The organism is Bacillus sp. P4_E1 (assembly GCF_056401715.1).
In genome coordinates this window covers 26,722-41,981 of the sequence record NZ_JBFUIV010000017.1, presented here as the reverse complement: position 1 = coordinate 41,981, position 15,260 = coordinate 26,722, and the positions used below count along the sequence as shown (strand labels likewise).

At 35.0% G+C, this 15,260-nt stretch carries 20 protein-coding genes and 1 pseudogene; 4 read left to right on the top strand and 17 right to left on the bottom strand.

Annotated features, from left to right (window positions below):
- Positions 1–12 precede the first annotated feature (12 nt).
- A complete protein-coding gene (locus tag AC1DS7_RS21270; RefSeq protein ID WP_016100966.1) occupies positions 13–867 on the bottom strand; it encodes a pentapeptide repeat-containing protein in 855 nt (284 codons plus the stop codon).
- A 195-nt stretch (positions 868–1,062) separates the two neighbouring features.
- Between AC1DS7_RS21270 and AC1DS7_RS21265 the strand changes: the two genes are divergently transcribed.
- Positions 1,063–1,236 carry a DUF1272 domain-containing protein gene (locus tag AC1DS7_RS21265; RefSeq protein ID WP_001162783.1) on the top strand — a complete coding sequence of 58 codons (174 nt, stop codon included), beginning with the start codon at positions 1,063–1,065 and terminating at the stop codon, positions 1,234–1,236.
- Between the two features lie 69 nt (positions 1,237–1,305).
- On the opposite strand, the gene AC1DS7_RS21260 is transcribed toward AC1DS7_RS21265, so the two are convergent.
- The 5 genes from AC1DS7_RS21260 to AC1DS7_RS21240 form a co-directional block, all read right to left on the bottom strand.
- On the bottom strand, positions 1,306–1,782 hold the full coding sequence (locus tag AC1DS7_RS21260; protein WP_002033314.1) for a heme-degrading domain-containing protein: 477 nt from the start codon (positions 1,780–1,782) through the stop codon (positions 1,306–1,308).
- Between the two features lie 304 nt (positions 1,783–2,086).
- Positions 2,087–2,653, bottom strand: a complete 567-nt coding sequence (locus tag AC1DS7_RS21255) for an SGNH/GDSL hydrolase family protein (RefSeq protein WP_016100964.1) — start codon at positions 2,651–2,653, stop codon at positions 2,087–2,089.
- A 16-nt stretch (positions 2,654–2,669) separates the two neighbouring features.
- Positions 2,670–3,494 carry an MBL fold metallo-hydrolase gene (locus tag AC1DS7_RS21250; protein WP_016100963.1) on the bottom strand — a complete coding sequence of 275 codons (825 nt, stop codon included), beginning with the start codon at positions 3,492–3,494 and terminating at the stop codon, positions 2,670–2,672.
- A gap of 29 nt (positions 3,495–3,523) precedes the next feature.
- The gene (locus AC1DS7_RS21245; protein WP_002033311.1) at positions 3,524–4,081 is read right to left on the bottom strand and encodes a DUF7010 family protein; all 558 of its coding nucleotides are present in this window, start codon (positions 4,079–4,081) and stop codon (positions 3,524–3,526) included.
- A 27-nt stretch (positions 4,082–4,108) separates the two neighbouring features.
- Entirely contained in the window at positions 4,109–4,948 is an 840-nt protein-coding gene (locus AC1DS7_RS21240; RefSeq protein ID WP_016120556.1) for a phosphotransferase family protein, read from the bottom strand.
- Between the two features lie 176 nt (positions 4,949–5,124).
- On the opposite strand from AC1DS7_RS21240, the gene AC1DS7_RS21235 reads away from it, so the two are divergent.
- The gene (locus AC1DS7_RS21235) at positions 5,125–5,334 is read left to right on the top strand and encodes a hypothetical protein (protein WP_000801639.1); all 210 of its coding nucleotides are present in this window, start codon (positions 5,125–5,127) and stop codon (positions 5,332–5,334) included.
- A 138-nt stretch (positions 5,335–5,472) separates the two neighbouring features.
- Here AC1DS7_RS21235 and AC1DS7_RS21230 read toward each other — a convergent pair whose 3' ends face one another.
- From AC1DS7_RS21230 to AC1DS7_RS21205, 6 genes and pseudogenes are all read right to left on the bottom strand, one after another.
- Complete coding sequence (locus AC1DS7_RS21230) at positions 5,473–6,372, bottom strand: PhzF family phenazine biosynthesis isomerase (protein WP_016100961.1); 900 nt, start codon at positions 6,370–6,372, stop codon at positions 5,473–5,475.
- Between the two features lie 11 nt (positions 6,373–6,383).
- On the bottom strand, positions 6,384–7,160 hold the full coding sequence (locus AC1DS7_RS21225; protein ID WP_016100960.1) for a GNAT family N-acetyltransferase: 777 nt from the start codon (positions 7,158–7,160) through the stop codon (positions 6,384–6,386).
- Positions 7,157–7,860, bottom strand: a pseudogene (locus AC1DS7_RS21220) (SDR family NAD(P)-dependent oxidoreductase). Before AC1DS7_RS21220 ends, AC1DS7_RS21225 begins: the two are co-directional and overlap by 4 nt.
- Positions 7,857–8,420: a GNAT family N-acetyltransferase gene (locus tag AC1DS7_RS21215; protein ID WP_476999186.1), complete on the bottom strand. Its 564-nt coding sequence runs from the start codon at positions 8,418–8,420 to the stop codon at positions 7,857–7,859. Before AC1DS7_RS21215 ends, AC1DS7_RS21220 begins: the two are co-directional and overlap by 4 nt.
- A gap of 144 nt (positions 8,421–8,564) precedes the next feature.
- On the bottom strand, positions 8,565–10,067 hold the full coding sequence (locus AC1DS7_RS21210; RefSeq protein WP_215588373.1) for a class I adenylate-forming enzyme family protein: 1,503 nt from the start codon (positions 10,065–10,067) through the stop codon (positions 8,565–8,567).
- A gap of 211 nt (positions 10,068–10,278) precedes the next feature.
- A complete protein-coding gene (locus AC1DS7_RS21205; protein ID WP_002014057.1) occupies positions 10,279–10,812 on the bottom strand; it encodes an NAD(P)H-dependent oxidoreductase in 534 nt (177 codons plus the stop codon).
- A gap of 124 nt (positions 10,813–10,936) precedes the next feature.
- Here AC1DS7_RS21205 and AC1DS7_RS21200 point away from each other — a divergent pair, with 124 nt between their 5' ends.
- A complete protein-coding gene (locus AC1DS7_RS21200) occupies positions 10,937–11,260 on the top strand; it encodes a winged helix-turn-helix transcriptional regulator (RefSeq protein ID WP_002167925.1) in 324 nt (107 codons plus the stop codon).
- A 247-nt stretch (positions 11,261–11,507) separates the two neighbouring features.
- On the opposite strand, the gene AC1DS7_RS21195 is transcribed toward AC1DS7_RS21200, so the two are convergent.
- From AC1DS7_RS21195 to AC1DS7_RS21180, 4 genes are all read right to left on the bottom strand, one after another.
- Positions 11,508–11,774 (bottom strand): ArsR/SmtB family transcription factor, encoded by a 267-nt coding sequence (locus AC1DS7_RS21195; protein WP_000661861.1) that lies wholly within the window; start codon positions 11,772–11,774, stop codon positions 11,508–11,510.
- A gap of 184 nt (positions 11,775–11,958) precedes the next feature.
- Positions 11,959–13,362 carry an anti-sigma factor domain-containing protein gene (locus AC1DS7_RS21190; protein ID WP_476999185.1) on the bottom strand — a complete coding sequence of 468 codons (1,404 nt, stop codon included), beginning with the start codon at positions 13,360–13,362 and terminating at the stop codon, positions 11,959–11,961.
- Positions 13,355–14,077: an RNA polymerase sigma factor SigI gene (gene sigI, locus AC1DS7_RS21185; RefSeq protein ID WP_002128341.1), complete on the bottom strand. Its 723-nt coding sequence runs from the start codon at positions 14,075–14,077 to the stop codon at positions 13,355–13,357. The genes AC1DS7_RS21190 and sigI overlap by 8 nt, the downstream gene beginning before the upstream one ends.
- Positions 14,078–14,175: 98 nt before the next feature.
- Positions 14,176–14,370 carry a hypothetical protein gene (locus AC1DS7_RS21180; RefSeq protein ID WP_033708374.1) on the bottom strand — a complete coding sequence of 65 codons (195 nt, stop codon included), beginning with the start codon at positions 14,368–14,370 and terminating at the stop codon, positions 14,176–14,178.
- A 215-nt stretch (positions 14,371–14,585) separates the two neighbouring features.
- Here AC1DS7_RS21180 and AC1DS7_RS21175 point away from each other — a divergent pair, with 215 nt between their 5' ends.
- The gene (locus AC1DS7_RS21175; RefSeq protein WP_000834521.1) at positions 14,586–14,792 is read left to right on the top strand and encodes a hypothetical protein; all 207 of its coding nucleotides are present in this window, start codon (positions 14,586–14,588) and stop codon (positions 14,790–14,792) included.
- Between the two features lie 68 nt (positions 14,793–14,860).
- Here the strand turns inward: AC1DS7_RS21175 and AC1DS7_RS21170 are convergent, their stop codons facing one another.
- Positions 14,861–15,232, bottom strand: coding sequence for a hypothetical protein (locus AC1DS7_RS21170; protein WP_002084333.1), 372 nt, complete (start codon positions 15,230–15,232; stop codon positions 14,861–14,863).
- Positions 15,233–15,260 lie beyond the last annotated feature (28 nt).

The window sequence follows — 15,260 nt, the reverse complement described above, 5'->3', positions numbered from 1 at the left end:
ACTCCCTACACTTTACGCAGTCCAATGTGCTGGACGAGACAACACTTTCGGTAATTTCGTATGTTTGTCCCCTTTCGCCGCATTAATTTGAACTTGCGTAAGAAAAACACTATTTGTAAAATCTGTCCCGCGAATGTCTGCATCTCGCAAGTCTGCTCCGATGAGATCCGCTCCCCTTAAATTTGCATCTCGTAAATTAGCCGCAATAAGATACGCCCCTCTTAAATTTGCTCCTTGTAAATCTTTCTTTTTCAGATTCGCTCCCATAAGGTCTGCACCTCGGTGACTGATTCGTTTCTTACGTGCATCATTCATTTCTTTCCAAACTAATTCACTCGTCTCTAAAAGGAGAATGTTCACTTCTGCACGGTGTAATGGCACATTTACTTCCATTAACTCATCTGGACTTAAATTAGAAAGACGCTCAGTCTCTTCAATTGCTTCCTTCAGCTCTTTATGAATTGTCTGCGTCGCCTTTAATAGAATAGCCTCATTCAAATACCAAAGCATTTCATGAAGTTGATGCATTACCGGAAAAGCATCATACATTTTTCTCGCATGCTGAGCATCTTTCCGCCAATCAATTCCTTTAAACGTAACTTGAGAAACCTTTTGTCCAGCACCGAAACATTCAAACACTGTACAACCTTTATACCCTTTTCCTCTAAGATCTCTATGTATACTACATTTATAATCTGATTGTAAATTTGTACAAGGTTTACCACCATCTTTATTCACCGCAAAATCTATTGACGCTGCGAACGGTAATGCTACACAACATAAACCAAAACACTTTTCACAATCTGCTTTTAAACTATTGTGATTTACATCCTCTTCTACATGAAAATAATCGTTATTATTAGTCAAAATATATACCCCCTGTTGTCTTTTGACTATTTCATAATATTCCAACTACAATAAATAATCAATTTTAAAATAAATAGACTTATTTCATTTCAAACAACAACATAATCCTTTTATTTCTTTTCATTTAAAAAGGACATCCACTACAATGTTAATTATAATTAAATTAAGAACTTTCAAATAACGAGGAGGATTACGATGGCATTAGAAATGAAAACAAACTGTCAAATTTGCGACCATTCCCTTCAGCCTGATTCTGAAGCATACATATGCGTGTATGAATGTACATTTTGTGCACCATGTACAGAGGAAAGACAAAATGTTTGCCCGAATTGTGGCGGTGAGTTAGTACGTAGGCCGAAAAAGAAATAATAAAAAGGCAAAAACGAACAGGAATATGTTCATTTTTGCCTTTTTATTTAACTATTAAAATTACTTCTATTATTGATTCAAATGATTTTTAACTGCTCTTATAACCAATTCATGATCTACTTCTGGTGGTAATCCTGAGACTGTTATCATCCCAATAACCCCTACGTTTTTTATTTGGATAGGAAAGCATCCACCAAACGCAGCATATTCCGAGCCATCTAAACGGTATTTTTCATGATATGGAACTCCGCTTATTTCACTTTCTATCTGCATATAATACGAGCTATGATTATGCAGGGAAACGACCCGTTTTTTACGCTCAATCCATTTCGTATTTTCCTCAGTTGTCCCCGTCATCTTGAAATGAAATAATTGCACACCATTTTTGGCTATATCAACAGCAATCAATTTCCCCTCTCGCTTTGCTGTTTCAACGATATATAAACCTAATTGCAAGGCATCTTCATTTGTAAAAGAGGAAAATTGAAGTGTTTCCTCCTCTATTAATATTTGTTTACTTATTTCACTCAAATTTGAAGTACTCATATCTTTAACCTCCCTAATTGTCTTATACCACATTGGCATTTTTTATAATTACCAGATTCTATAGTACCGTAACGCTTGTTTTCTTCTTACTGGTGCTATTATGAATTATATTTAACACATTAAAAATGTATGTACTTTAAAGTGCTATAGGTACTAAACATTTAGTACAGGAATTGTCTATTTCTGTGATTAATTAGAATATATTAAGGTGTTTGCATTTTGCCTTGCTACAATGCACTTGCGAAAAGATACTATATTTTACTTATGTGAATACAAAAAAAGCAAAGCGCCCAAGCTTTGCTTCTTACAAAATCCCTTTTAACTTTTCATAAATTAACTTCGCTAAATACGCATAGCCTTCTGCTCCAAAGTGTAATCCATCTTTTTCTTCATCTTCTACGAATATTTTATAATTTTCTTCTTGAATCATCTCAGCATATAAATTGAGAAAATGGCTCCCTGTTTTTCTTGCCACTTCCTCAACCACGTCTGCATATTGGTCGAGTACTTCATTCGTTCTATTATGCTGTCTTTCTTCATCAACTGGTGCAGGACTAATAAGTAATACTTTTTCTGGTGAAATCATGCTTACAATCTTCTCTAAGTTTTCTTTGTATACTTGTAATGACACTTGAGAAAAAGAGACCGCATCATTTGTACCAAGAAAAACCGTTACAAAGTCTGGTTTATGCGATAGTACATCATCTTCTATCCTATTTAACGCATCGAAAGTATTATCACCTGGAACACCCGCATTAACCACTTTCCAATTTGGAAACATCTCTTGCAAACGTGGTGTTAATCTCGGTGTTCCATCAAAAAATATTTCAGCAGCTGTAATACTATCGCCAAAGCATACTAACGTTTTCATTAATCTAGCACTCCTTTTACGTATGAAACAGCTTTCCTTCTATCGCTTTCATATATCTTTCAGCAGAACGTTCCACTGCCTCATTTGCATTTTCTTTTACTACTCGGTGAAAAGCATTATATAAACGATTAAATTGTAACGGTTTCACTCGATTCGCCATTTCCTCAACTTTTCTCGCCGGTAGTGGAATTAAGTTTGGATAGCTGTACATGAAGCTCACCCACTGTTGATCCGCTACAACTTGAATGATATCACCTGTTAATAATATACCTTTCCCATCATTTCCTTCTTCCCAATGTAATACAGAACCGCCACTAAAATGCCCTCCGAGACGATGCACAGTAATTCCATCTGCTAATTGTAAAGACTCACCAGACCAATAAATAATACGACTACTCGGGCGCATAACCCACTCTTTATCGTCTTCGTGTATATAAATTGGTACATCAAATGTTTCTGCCCATTCTACTTGTGTTGAATAATAATGCGGATGAGATAGTGCAATTGCATCTAATCCGCCCCACTCTTTTACCTTCTCAATTGTCGTGTCATCTAAATAAGTAATACAATCCCATAACAAACGATATGACTCTGTTTTTACTACAAATGCTGTTTGACCGATCGCAAATTCTGGTTTTGTCGTAATACTATAAAGCCCATTTTCTTCTTCTATAATTTCATTTTTATATGTATCACTCGTTTGCAAGTTTTCTAAACTCGTCCAAGACTGCCCTTTCGGATTAATATATTGTCTCTCCTCATCACAAATAACACAACTTACCGGTTCTTCCACACTCGCTGCATACTGCACGCCACACGTTGTACAAACGAAATTATTCATAGTCATTCCCCTATCCCTTTAATTTTTTATTAAGCTGATATTTGTTGATAGTTTTCTGCTTTTTTATTTTCGATTACTAAACCTATTAGAGTCAGTAAATAGACAGCTGTAACTGACAATGGAATTACAATAAGTCCATTGTCTGCAAAAAGAATCCCGCAAACTGACGTCACAAATACGGTTCCTACTGACAATACACCATAACTTTTACTTTCATAAATCCATACGTACGGTACAAAATGAACACCTATTAACATTGCTACTACAAAAGGTAACCATTCTGGAAATTGAAAATATGCAAGTAACACTAACGGAATATTTAATACATTTATCCCACCAATTATTCCAGCTAAAGTCCCTAGCGAATTTCCTTTCGCAAACATATCAATTTTCAATATAGCAGCTATCATTAAGCCACAAGGAAATACACAACCCATACCAATTAAATACACCCACACAACTTGTTTTTCTGAAAGAAGAATACCCGTTACACTCGCTACAATCCAAAACAAAATACCAGCTATTATAACAGGAATTCCCCTCTTCGTTCTTTGTGCTAAATCTCGTTTTGCTTCTGCTATGTTCATTTCACTATCTCCCCCAAACTATTTGTACTATAAAGCCGGCTCAATTTCGTTCATCCAATAACGCCAAGCTACTAAGTAATCTTCTAAATCTTTCGGGTGGTGTCTCAAACATGTATCTATACGCAAATATAAACCTATGACTATTTCCTCGTATAGATCTCGATTTTTTTTAAGAAATACACATTGTTTCATCACATAATCGATCGCTTCTTTTGTTACATCTTCCGGAGTTGAACAGAACGCATAAATTAAATCATATAAAGGATCTCCTAAAATAGGTAACGGATCAATTACCCCATGTAACCTATTCTCTCGAAATATAAAATTATGAAATCCGAAATCACCATGTAATAAAAATGGCTGATTTACTCCGGCGTCCCTATTTGCTAGTTTAAGAACAATTCTATAATCTTCCTCACTTATGTAACGTCTTACATTTTCATAAGCTTCCATCACATTTTCCGTTAAAAATTCATTCCAAGATTGAACCGGACTTTCTTTCCATCCCCAGCCTTCTGCCCCTGGAACCATTTTATACTTATTGATAACTTCTTTTACAAGTGTACGAAGCGTACTTCGTTTATATCCTTGTTTACACGAAGTATTACCTTCAAGGAAAGAATACACGAAATATGTATGTAAAGGTTCCTTATACAAAAGCTTTGAAAATAAACTATTCTCCTCATAAAATGAGAGAAAATTAGCTTCTTCACGTATTACTTCCGCTTCATTCAGCTTTACTACATATTTTTCGTCCAACAAATATACAGTACTTGTCGTTCCTCCGTTCAACGCTTTTACGCTATTTGGATCATGTGAAATAACTTTCTCCTTAACTAGTTGTGCAGCAATTATTGAAATGTCCATTCTCTCACCCTTTAATTCCGAAGATTCCCCCAATTCGAAAGACAACTTTACTATTATTTGACAAACGAATAGGAAACTCCTTCCAAAATCTTAATATAACAAAAAATCATTTACTTTTATATTTCAAAAATAAGGAAATACTAACAACAACGTTACATACATATTAGGAGGACAATATGAAACCTGAATTTTTAAAAGCTATACATGAAGCGATTGGAAATGTTGAGCATATTCATATAGAAGAAAGTGGTGCAGATAGTTTACTCATTCATCACGATGATGCACAGCAATTAAAACAAGTTGCTGAAACGTTAGAAAACAATAATTTCCGCTCTACTATTAGAACAGCTGGGGATGCTTCGTATATTGAAGTGTTGAATAGATAATGAAGGTCTGGATGTATTCCGGGCTTTCTTTTTTTATCCCGCTATTTGCCGTGCAGTAAGACCTCCACCTCAAAATTCAGCGGAAGCAAAGAAGTTAGGTTGGGGATGAACAAAACCCCCACTGATTAAAGTTTCACTTTATATTGAAACTTCAAACTCTTTCACATACACCGCTGTTCCCGCAATATCTATTTGTAACTTCTCATTTTCTACATCTTTCGTTACATAAACCGTTACACGACCATCTTTATTTATTTCCTGTCCTTGCTCAACGATTAACTCCAATTCATGGTCAAAATCTTTCTCCAAATACGTCGCATAATACGCTCCCATTACACCTGAAGCTGTTCCTGTCACTGGATCTTCAATCGTTCCAGAATAAGGTGATGAAAAATGACGACCGTGCATTTTTGCTTCTGTATCATATGTCTCTAAGCAAAGTGGATGAATCGCAACCTTTGGCATTTCTTTTAGCACCGATGGAAATTCATTATTATTAGGTTTCATTCTTTCACATGCATCAATTTTTTTGATAGGTACAATTAAAGTCCAAATACCAGTATTTCCATATACAATTGGTAAATTTCCATCTAAATCATTCACTTCAAGACCAATACTGTGAGCTAATGCCTCTTTGGAACCTGCAAAACTTTGAAACTTAGGTATTGCTTGTCTCATTTTAATAAAAGTTTCTCCATTTTCATTCGCACCTATATGTATTGGTAAAACCCCCGCCTTCGTTTCAATCGTTAAATTATGTTTCCCTCCCAATATTCCTCTTTTATGAAGTGCATATATTGTTCCTACTGTCGCATGACCACATAAATCATTTTCATGCCCAGGTGTAAAATAGCGAATTCTTATATCTGCTACTTCTGAAGAAAGAACGAAAGCTGTTTCGTTAAATCCAACCTTTTCAGCAATACGCTGCATGTCCTCTTCCGTTAATCCATCTGCCTCTAATACAATACCTGCTGGATTTCCCATATTTGGTTTATTCGTAAATGCGTCGTAATGAAATACGTTTATGTTCTTCATTTACCTATCTCCTAACCCTTTTTAAATAATTTATAATAACTCTCTATCTCCGTTTTCACCGAACAATTATTTCTCCAAAATATCCTCTGCATCTTTTCATTTGAAGTATGTGTGCTTCCGATGTAATAAGTAGCCCCCATTTCCTTTAACATATGCAAAGATTGAAGATGCAGTTGGGAAGCAATTCCTTTCCCGCGATAATAAGGCATTACCCCAAAGTAAAATAAACGTCCTTCACTTTCTGTTCCAGGCTCTATATGCGGTATGGACAAACCAATCGGCTCATTTTTATCATAAAAAACAATGCATGACTTTTCCCAACCTTTACCTAACTCTGTTTGCACAGAATGCAGATGTTCATCGACATTCAGAATTGACGGTCGATTTCCTGATTCCAACATACATTGCTCCCAAATGCATGTGAATTCTCTTTCCGATAATGTCCCTCCTTCTATCGAGCGATATGTATATTGTTTTTCAAGCGCCTCTATATTGTTCAACTCTCTACACACTTCTATCTTTGCCGCGTACAAATCAAAGCCCTCATCAAGTAATACTTTTACACTTGCGTTATAACTACTAAACCTTTTGTTTAATACAATACTCGCTCTTTTTAACTCCCAGTTAAAACAAACTTCTTCAAATCTACTTACCTTTTCTTTGTAAGTTTGTGCGCTATAAAAAACATCTTCTTCTATTTCTTCAATCGTTACTGCATTTGGTAAACCATTTAATACTTTTCTCGAAGGACCAAATAAATTTTGAACAACTGTAAGATCGTACTTCACCACTTTATTTCACCTACACCCGGCTCAATAAACTTCCCTGAAACCTTCTCATTTGAATCTATTACCCAATCATATATATTTTGTGCTCCTTCAGCCGGAGTCATATTCGCATCAAAGGCACCAATGTCAGTCTTTAATTTTCCAGGGTGAATTGCGGTTACACGAATTCCTTTATTCTCAAACTCTTGTTGTAAGCAGAGCGTTAACATATTTTGTGCGGCTTTTGCGATCCGATATGAATATGAGAACTTACCTTGTGGAAACTCTTTGTTCGCCATTTTATGCAATGAACCTAAACGAGAGGATACATTTATTATTCTTGGTTGATTCGAGCTGTAAAAGCCACATATGTACCTTTTACAGCTCGAATAACTCCTAAGCAATGAACATTAAATAGTTCCATTAACTCTTCAGAATTTGTACGTAAAATCTCGGTTTCCTTACCAGTAATTCCAGCGTTATTTATAACTAGATCAATATACTTTGTATATTCCTCCAGCTGGTTCTTAATTTGCTCCGTACTCTCATCAATCGATAAGTCTGCTAATATAGGAAAACATCTAGAACTAAACATTTTCTTCAATTGCGTTACCGCAACCTCAGTTCTAACTAGCGGATAAACAATATGTCCATTTTCATGAAACACTTTCACTAGCTGTAACCCTAATCCACGATTTCCACCTGTAATAAGTACCCTCATATATCCATCTCCTTATTTTTATAATAAATAAGAAAATCTGCCCACTTACCATTCCCCATAGAAAATGCCTCTCTCGTACATTCAAATGAAAAACCAGCTCTTTCTGCAAGACGAATAGATGGCTGATTATCGATATGTATATGTAATTCGATTCTATGAAATTGAAGGCCATTAAAAAATAACGGCAGCGCAGCTATTACACTTTCTGCTCCGTATCCATTTTTCCAATGTTGATTATGAATAGAGTAACCCATCATCGCCCATTGATAGTCCATACGTAAAATTTTTATAAGTTCTAGCTTTCCAATATTGGCGCCATCTTCTTTCTGAAAAATACCTAGCACATACATTTCATCCCGTCGTRCCGCCTCATCAAATCCTCTTATCCATTCCGTAAACCATTCTTTCGTTGAAGACGACATGTCATGATAGCCATCATCGTATTTATATTGAGATGGTAACCTCTTATTGAATCCATCTAACCAACTTTCATAATCCTCTTTTTGAAATGGACGGATAATCAGCCTCTCTGTCTCTACTTGTAATAGTGGCAGCTTCATTTATATCTCTTCCTTTAATTGTTAATTGAATATTCTTTATTATCTTACACAAAATACAAAATCTAGTAAATTATTATGTTTTTTATAAACAAAAATCCAGTTATGCTTTTTACATAACTGGATTCTTCATTATTTAATAACCTTTTATTTTACAAGAAAAACATCCCTTAATTCCCTCTTCAACACTTTCCCTAAAGCGTTTTTCGGTAATTCGTCCATAAATACAACTTCTGGTATTTTATAGCTTGCTAGTTTTTCTTTACAATGCTGAATAATCTCTTCTTCTGTTAAAGACGTTTGAATGTCCTTTACAATGTAAGCTGTTGGAACCTCCCCCCAAAAGTCATTTGGAATCCCAACTACTGCAACTTCTAAAACGCCATTTATTTCATGAATTACATCTTCTACTTGATCTGGATATACGTTGTCACCACCGCGTACGATAACGTCTTTATATCTTCCCATAATATGTAGAAATCCATCATCATCTATCATACCGGCATCACCCATGTTAAACCAATTATCTTTTACTACCTTCTTTGTCGCCATTTCATTATTCCAATATCCTTTAAACATGTACGGGCTTTTCACGTGAATCTCTCCAACTTTATTTGTTGTTAGCTCATCACCTGTTTCTGGATGAACAATTTTCAACTCAACATGCTTAAGTGTTTTCCCTACAGAAGACATTTTTTCTTTTCCCATATTTGGATGCCAAGAAGTTACTACCCAACCTTCTGTACTCCCATAACCTTGCACCATATAAATGCCTTTTTCCATATATTTTTGAATGAGTGTTTCTGGCACTTTTGTACCACCACTTTGCGCTACTTTAAAGGCCGAAATGTTGCGCTCTTTATTATCTAATTCATCAAGCATGTAACTATAAACAGCTGGGAACGCAAGCATCGTAGTAATTTTCTCTTCTTCAATCTTATCCCAAATAAGAGTAGGATTCGAATCAGCTAAAAAGACCATCGTAACGCCATGATAAATACAATTTAAAATAGAAAGCACGCCACTCATATGAAACAATGGGTGCACTGATAAAAAGCGTTCACCTGCTGGAATTTCTCTTTGCCCCGCAATTTCAGTAAAATAATGGTGTAAGTTTTTATGACCAATTACACATGCTTTTGCCTGTCCAGTCGTTCCTGAAGTAAATAAGTAAATGGCATCATCATCTTCATGAACTTCCACATTCGGCTCTGTTATTGGCTGTTCCTTTAATTTTAATTCAAATGAGCCAAATCCTTCTTTTGTCGTCTCAATTACATAAGGAATTTCTTTAACTGCATTAATCTTTAATACAACTTCACTAAATTCATCATCAATAACTAATACTTTTAATCTCGCTTCTTTTACAATCGATTCTAATTCATAAGCTGTAAGCTGATGATTAAGCGGAATAAATATCGCTCCAATTTTTAAGCTTGCCATCATAACGCTTGGAAACGGATGATTATTTTTGCATAGAATTCCTATACGATCCCCTCTTTTCACACCGGTATGTAACAAATAATGTGCAAGCTGATTTACTCGTTCATTATACTGCTGAAACGAATACCTTTTCTCTCCACCGATAAGCGCTTCCAAATTTGGTGACTGCATTGCTCTTTTTTGTAATAATTGTCGCATCGTTCTCAAGTAAAACTCCCCTTTATATATGTTAGGATTTTTATTTTACCAGATTAATTATTAATTTACTAAAGATTAAACTTGGTGAATTTAAATGAAGTGAATCTTTAGTCGATGTGGGGTGTTCATCTCCACTGATTATTAGTCCACACCTTACGGGCTGTTAATGCGGGATAAACAAAAATAGCCATCTACTTAACAAGTAAATGGCTATTTCTCCTTATATATTAGAAAACTCCTTATTCATCACATATTTCACATACTCAGGTGCACTTTTGTCAATCTCTTCATCACTGATTTCATATTCCGCACCATATAAATAAAATGATGGTATAAATTCCATTCCTGTATATAAGCTCGTAGCGTGGAATGGTTTCGTTAATTCATCCATTGTAATTCCGCTATTTTTATAGTCTTTTTCTAACCCACCTATAGAAATAGCTACACCAAATTCTTTCCCCTTCACTTTATCCCCTTTTGATCCGTAGGCAAATCCATATGTTAATACATCATCGAACCATTTTTTTAATAATGGTGGTGAGCTATACCAGTAGAGTGGAAATTGGAATATATATCGGTCGTGCTCTACTAACAGCTTTTGTTCTTCTTCAATATTAAATTCCCAATTTGGTGCCACTTTATATAATTCATGCACCGTTATTTCATCTGGATATTTCTCAAGTTCTTCTACCCATCTTTTATTAATTCGAGACTTTTCAATATCAGGATGTGCTACAATTACAAGTGTTTTCATATATTTTCTTCCCCCTTATAAATAATTCAAACGCTTTAGTATTAGTATGAATGAGTCACATATAATTGAAAAGTACGTACTTTAAAGTGCTATAGGAACCTTAAAGTACCTTTGGAGGTGTTATATGAATCAAAATGATAATTGCCCAATCGCAACGACACTCGACGTGATCGGGGGAAAATGGAAAATTCATATTTTATGTGTTTTGGCGGATGGAAAAATGCGAACAAATGAAATAAAACGAGAAATTCCAAACATTACACAAAAAGTTCTCACACAGCAACTTCGGCAACTTGAGGCTGATGGGATTATCCATCGTACTGTATATCAAGAAGTACCACCAAAGGTTGAGTACACAATAAGCGAACATGGAAAATCTTTAATGCAAATTATGGATGAACTATTTGAATGGGGAAAAGACCATCAAATGAAAAGATTACATGACTAAAAAAACTACCAAATTCTTTACATACTAGTGGGAATGGCACATCACTATCAAGCTAACAAAAAGACCCTAATAAGAAAACTTTCATTTTTATAATCCATTTAAACTTTAGCTTGATAGTGATACGGCAAGACCCTAATAAAGAAATGTATTAAACAAATTAAAAACAACAACACATACGACTAATGTTAATAAGAAAATTATAGTCGCTGAATTGCTTACTTAATTTTGAAATCTAAACAGTTACCCTTTAAGCCAAGCTTAATAATATCGCTTTTGTACGATTATCTGTTACCTCATAATAAATTTCTAATCCTTTCCGAGTACCTGTAACGACTTTAGTAGCTTTTAGTTTAGATAAATGTTGACTAATTGTACTTTGAGGCATTTGTAATGTTTCATACATTGTCGTTACGTTAATAGGACCTTTTGCAAGCATTATTTTTACTAATGATAAACGGACAGGATGTGCTAATACCTTCAATACTTCAGTGATTTCTTCATACATTTCTTTCATATTTTTTCTCCCCTTTTATATAAACATTAATGATATCCATATATATAATTCGAAAGGATATACGATTTTATGTCCGTCATTTTAAAAAAATGTTAAAAAATATCTTCAGATGGAAGGAATCTCCCCTCCGTTCAATATTCTATAGATTTTTCTTTCACTAAATATTATGTGGTAGGAGCTTTCCTTACTGAGACCCTCTGCCATTGTTCCCTTGCTGATGCCCATTATTCCCTTGCGATTCTCTTCCGTTGTTCCCTTGACCATTCCCATTATTCCCTTGCGATTCTCTTCCGTTGTTTCCTTGCCCATTCCCATTATTCCCTTGCGATTCTCTTCCGTTGTTCTCTTGCTGATGCCCATTATTCCCCTGTGATCCTCTTCCGTTGTTTTCTTGCTGGTGTCCATTATTTTCTTTTTGTGGACCTCTACCGTTGTTTTCTTGCTGGTGTCCATTATTTTCTTTTTGTGGACCTCTACCGTTGTTTTCTTGCTGGTGTCCATTATTTTCTTTTTGTGGACCTCTACCGTTGTTTTCTTGCTGATGTCCATTATTCCCTTGCGATTCTCTTCCGTTGTTCCCTTGCTGGTTTCCATTATTCCCTTGGGACCCTCTGCCGTTGTTTCCTTGCCCATTTCCATTATTTCCTTGTAACTCTCTGCCGTTGTTTCCTTGCCCATTTCCATTATTTCCTTGGGACCCTCTGCCGTTGTTTCCTTGCCCATTCCCATTATTTCCTTGTGATCCTCTTCCGTTGTTCTCTTGCTGATTCCCATTATTTTCTTTTATTTGCTTCGGTTGTTGTTCCTTAGATTGCTTTTGTTCTATATGCTCTTTCTTCTCGTTGCTTTCTTCTTTTACAGGAGATGCGTCCGATGATGCATCAGAAGATGACTTTTGTTGTTCTTGATTAGACGGAGGTGCAGGTGGAGTAAGCGATTTTTGCTTCTCATTCTCTTGTTTTATATAAACGCCCGTTCCAACTCCAGCTTTCTTGGCATCCTCCCGTATTTGCATCGTACTGCTTTGATATTCAACTGTAATATGTTTTATCTCATACTCTTTCTTTAATTTTTGCATAGCCTTTTCCAACTGAGGTTCTAACGACTTGTCCTTTGTAACAGCTGTTAGCATAACTTGCTTATCATTCGTTAAGTACTTATCCTTTTGACTCTGCTTTATAATAGTACGTATTACGTCTTGCAGATGCTTATTTTCCCACCCTTTCATTTCTTTTAAAATACGCCTTCCATCATCATTACAAGCCCGCAAATCTATAACACGAAGATCTTCCGTTACGCTCGCCTCTAAACTTGGATTTATATCAACTGAGACATAAGCAAACACTTTTTCTTCCGGTTGATTGTAGAAAAACAGCAATACGCATAGAAAACCAGCAACAATTACTGTTGTAGGCTTTAAGAAAGGTGGCATTGAAAAACGCGGTGCTCTTTGCTCTTGTTCGTTAAACGAGATTTCCTCTCCAATCATGTAAGAGTGTACTTTTCTTTTAAACGTAATAAACTCTCCATTTGGAGTTAAAACAACTACGTTATGTTTCTTTATATCCATCACAATTCCTTTATTCATCATGCTTCTCCCCTCTTATATAATCCAGAATATATGTATAGTTGTTTGCAAAGATAATACACATCGCAATAATGTATTTTCGATGTCGCTCCAACGTTTTACGACTTACCCTAACACGTGGTTCAATATGTTTAAGGGGTAACTTTTTCTTTCGGAATAGCTCTTCCATCATTTTCTCGTCTTTTATAATAATCTTTACAATTTCTATTAAGTGCTCACGCGTATCACGATGCTTAGGGGATTCCTTAGCAAGCTCTGAAAATGTGATTTTAAACTCAGCTAGCACACTTTGAAAATGAAGAATTTCCTCCTTACGGTTACTATTTTCCATCTCTTTCATATACTCCGTAAGCGATACTTGTATTTCTAATATTTCCTCTTGCTTATCTTCTTTTAAAAAGACAAGATTATGCTTAGACTCCTTGCGTATATAGTCAATTACATCTCTTTTTATAAGAAGATCAGCAAACGCTAGAAAAGATTTTCCTTTTTTATATGAATACTGTTCAATTGCTTCGTTAAATGCAAATAATCCAATGCTATATTCATCATCCTGCTCTGTAATGTACCTGCGGCAGACAGACGATATTGATTTTCTAATAAACGGCTGATACTGTACGATAAAAGCTTCCTTATCTCCACCGTTGTTTTGTATGTTAAATACGATATCTTCTATTTTCGTTTTTTTTAAGATTTTCATTACTAAACTCAACACTAGTAATCTCCCTGCCTCCTTCTGCTTCAAATAGCAAAATGGTCACTAAACAAGTGACCATTTAACCACATTTTCTTAGTACTTTTCTTTGGGCTTGTCTACTTGCTATTGCTCATATTTTTCGAGGCCGATTTTTTTATATGACTATTTTTTCCACTTGTACTAAAGTGAAGTCTGTATTTTGTATTACTTTCTTGTTTTCTTTTGCAATACCACTTGCTCTTTTCTATTTTAGCTGCAATCTTTGAATAACTCTTCGCTATATTTTTGGTAATTTTAGCTTTTTCTTTCATTTATTTTCTTCTACTTATATATATTCGAAGGAATAAATAATTTTATGGGGGTCAAAAAAATATTTTTTATAAAATAGTTATTTTTTTAAAAATAAAAACCATCAATTGGAAGAAACTCGTTATAACTCCTCCTTATGGTAATTCCTTTGTAAACTTTTTATTTAAATGTATAATTGTATTAAAAGTCTAAAATTTCAGAATCAGAGGGCGGCGTCATGAAAAGTTTTGGTACGTTAGTAATCTCTACCGTCATTTCAGCAGGCTTAGTGTATTATAATATCGATTCCTTTTATAATAAATTTACATCCGGGAATACATATTACTGGGTAAACGGTATCCTAGCTGCTGGATTCCTTATATCCTTAATTATCAACATAAAAGATATCATCAAGAAAAACTACACAACTTCTGAATCAAATTAAGGAGCCTATTATGGTTCCTTTTTCTATGCAAAATAAAAAAGCAGCTGTTAAGCTACTTTGAATTCTTCTTATCCCCAAATGAAATGATATATATATTCTCCCGTTACACGTTCATTAATTCCAGCGATCCTAGCGAATCTCATTAAGTCCGCCCCTTGAAGAAAATACACCGAGATCGTAACTGGTACTTGTGACCACATGAATTGATAAAGCTCATTCACTCTCTGATTCGTCGAAACGATTAAATCATTTACAGGTCCATGATTCCATGCAGAGGTTTGAACTGAAGTGAACGGAAGGTCTTTCCCATTAACCACTATTCTTACCACACTTTGAGTTATGTCCACAACAATCCCCTCCACCATTACAAAATTTAAACCTGTTTCTATACTCATATTCTTGATTAATAATAAATGTTTAAGGCAAACCCCTATTTTCATTTCTACTCAAGAACAATTTATTTGATAA